Origin of the sequence: Mesorhizobium sp. M7A.F.Ca.MR.362.00.0.0, assembly GCF_004023175.1 — a bacterium.
In the GTDB taxonomy this organism is placed as follows: domain Bacteria; phylum Pseudomonadota; class Alphaproteobacteria; order Rhizobiales; family Rhizobiaceae; genus Mesorhizobium.
In genome coordinates this window covers 5,667-7,145 of record NZ_RZTF01000227.1, presented here as the reverse complement: position 1 = coordinate 7,145, position 1,479 = coordinate 5,667, and the positions used below count along the sequence as shown (strand labels likewise).

Sequence of the window (1,479 nt, the reverse complement as noted above, 5' to 3'; positions counted from 1 at the left end):
CAGCCAATCTCCCCACCCGTGGGGGAGATGTCCGGCAGGACAGAGGGGGGCGCCATAGAGCACCTACCTTTGCGCCTTTCAGGCAGATTTGAATTTGAAAGCAAGCACCGGAGTGAGACACGGCCGGCACGTGGCTAGGGTTCAGCCACAAACAAAGGAGTGAAGGCAATGAACCTTATACAAACCACTATGCCGATGGCCGCCTGCAACGTCGCCGCCCTCGGCACCATCGCCTATGCCATCGGCGAATCCCCCATCGGCAAAATCCTGGCGGCGCGCAGCCAGATCGGCGTCTGCGCCATCCTGATCGGCTCGGATGCCGACACACTGGAGCAGGATCTCGCCAACCGCTTCCCAGGCAAGATACTGGCCAAGGACGAGGCCGCACTGCGCGACGATCTCGCGGCAATCGCGCGCTTCATCGAAATGCCCGGCGTCGGCTTCGACCTGCCGCTCGACCTGCGCCACGGCACGCCATTCCAGCAGCGCGTGTGGGAGGCGCTCCGAGGCATCCCGTGCGGCGCCACCATCACCTACACCGCGCTCGCCCGGCATATCGGCCAGCCGAACGGCGCCCGCGCCGTGGCGACCGCCTGTGCGGCCAATGCGATTGCGCTGGGCATTCCCTGCCACCGTGTTGCCCGCGCCGACGGCACGCTGTCGGGCTACCGCTGGGGCGTCGAGCGCAAGCGCGCTCTGATCGACAAGGAGGCTACGATATGAATGCCCATGCCAAAATTGCCGCATCGGCGGTTGAAGCTGCTCAGACACGTGTTGCTGATTACGACTGGCCCGCCCTTGCCGCCGAACTGGACGGCTTCGGCTGCGCGGTGATTGAAAAGCTGCTGTCGCCCGAAGAGTGCCGACAGATCGCCGACCTCTATCCCGAGGAGAAGCATTTCCGCAGCCACATCCATATGGCCAGGCACGGCTTCGGCAAGGGCGAGTACCGCTATTCCGCTATCCCTTGCCCGACCTCCTGGGTGGCCTGCGCAGCGCGCTCTATCCCAGGCTGGCCGAGGTCGCCAATCGGTGGAACGAGCGCATGGGGCAGGCCATGCGCTATCCCACGACGCATGCCGCGTTTCTCGAGCAGTGCCATGCCGCCGGCCAGACACGGCCGACGCCGCTGCTGCTGCAATATGTGCCTGGCGACTTCAACTGCCTGCACCAGGATCTCTATGGCGATCTCGCCTTTCCGCTGCAGGTGGCGATCCTGCTCTCCGAACCGGGCCGGGATTTCACAGGCGGCGAGTTCGCGCTGACCGAGCAGCGCCCGCGCATGCAGAGCCGAGTCGAAGTGGTGCCGCTGCGGCAGGGCGACGCCGTTGTGTTCGCCGTCCACAACCGGCCGGTGCAGGGCACCAAAGGCAACTACCGCGTCAATCTGCGCCACGGCGTCAGCCGGCTGCGCTCAGGCATGCGCCACACGGTAGGGATTATTTTCCACGATGCGAAGTGAGCAGGGAGAAGATGGAG

At 65.0% G+C, this 1,479-nt stretch carries 1 protein-coding gene and 1 pseudogene; both read left to right on the top strand.

Going from position 1 to position 1,479, the window contains the following annotated elements; all coding sequences use genetic code 11:
- Positions 1 to 168: 168 nt before the first annotated feature.
- Positions 169 to 723 (top strand): methylated-DNA--[protein]-cysteine S-methyltransferase, encoded by a 555-nt coding sequence (locus EOC06_RS23925; RefSeq protein WP_128308945.1) that lies wholly within the window; start codon positions 169 to 171, stop codon positions 721 to 723.
- A pseudogene (locus tag EOC06_RS23920) lies at positions 720 to 1,462 on the top strand (2OG-Fe(II) oxygenase). The gene EOC06_RS23925 and the pseudogene EOC06_RS23920 overlap by 4 nt, the downstream one beginning before the upstream one ends.
- The last annotated feature ends 17 nt before the right edge of the window (positions 1,463 to 1,479 follow it).